The sequence below is a fragment of the Parafrankia sp. Ea1.12 genome, assembly GCF_900465275.1.
In the GTDB taxonomy this organism is placed as follows: domain Bacteria; phylum Actinomycetota; class Actinomycetes; order Frankiales; family Frankiaceae; genus Parafrankia; species Parafrankia soli.
This window is the reverse complement of sequence record NZ_UBIZ01000218.1, coordinates 1-1221: the sequence shown is the minus strand read 5'-3', so window position 1 is coordinate 1221 and position 1221 is coordinate 1. Positions and strand designations below refer to the sequence as shown.

The 1221-nt window shown below is 72.9% G+C and carries 1 protein-coding gene; it reads left to right on the top strand.

Annotation, left to right across the window (positions count from 1 at the left end):
* Positions 1-598: 598 nt before the first annotated feature.
* Positions 599-1195: a polysaccharide deacetylase family protein gene (locus FMEAI12_RS08450; protein ID WP_235013823.1), complete on the top strand. Its 597-nt coding sequence runs from the start codon at positions 599-601 to the stop codon at positions 1193-1195.
* The last annotated feature ends 26 nt before the right edge of the window (positions 1196-1221 follow it).

Here is a 1221-nt window from a genome sequence, read left to right as displayed (position 1 = left end):
GCTTCGCCCCCGGCCTCGAAACCGCCCCCGGCCCCGAAACCGTCCCCGGACGAGGGCCGCACGCTCATGGCGAGACCTCACCGCTGCGACTGGAGCGGACGCGGCACGTACGGCTGACCTTCATCCCGTTGTCCCTTCACTGTTCCGAACACCGGGTCTCACAGCGCCCGGCGCCGGTAGACCATACGTCGTATGTGCCGGTACAAAGCGGGCATAAATTGCGGCTGGAAATGTCAACGGCGGGGATGAAAAAAGAGGTTGCGGACGGTGGCCGGTCTGGCCTGGAGCCGAGTGGTACCAGTGCCGGAAAAGGGCCTGACGGGAGTAAAGCGTCCAGTTGTTGCCGGAAAGGTGCGGCCGGGTCGGATGGGAGTGCTCACCCGCTGGCGGCCACCGGCACCGAGCCTGCCCTACAACGACCCGGTAGGTCCCATTAGTAGATGCAGGCGGCGGCGGCGGTCACCGGCGGCTCGGTCGTCGCGGACGATCCCACCGACGGCTGCTGGGGTGGTCGATCGCGGGAGCGGCCGGCCTCACGGCACTCGGCGCGCTCGACCCGGCCCTGGCCGCCCCCGCGGCGGGCAGGCGGTCGGGCGCGGTGAGCCGGGTCCGCGGCGCGCGGCCCGCGGCGCCGGCGAACGCGATCGCGCTGACCATCGACGACGGACCGCACCCGGTCTGGACGCCGCGGATCCTGGAGGTGCTGCGTGGCAACGGTGTCCGCGCGACCTTCTTCGTCATCGGGGTCCAGGCGAAAGCCCACCCGGAGCTGGTCCGGCGCGTCCTCGCCGAGGGGCACACGGTCGGCAACCACTCGCTCGACCATCCGACGCCGTTCGGCGCCGGCTCCGCCGCGACCGTCGCCCGGGAGATCTCCGCGGCCCAGGCGATCATCACCGCGGCCGGTGGGGTCGCTCCCCGGTACTTCCGGTCGCCCGGCGGGGACTGGTCGCCGGCCGTCCTCGCCGCCGCGGCCGCGCAGCACCTGACACCGGTCGGCTGGAGCGTCGACCCGCGCGACTGGACCCGGCCCGGGGTGGCCTCGATCGTGCGGACGCTGACCGGCGCCCGGGCGGGCGACATCCTGCTGTGTCACGACGGCGGCGGCGATCGATCGCAGACCGTCGAGGCGCTTCGCCAGGTCCTGCCGGCGCTGCGGGCCAGGGGCCGGAGCTTTACCTTCACCTCCCTGTGAGACCGGTTCCCGGCCGGTCCGTCGCC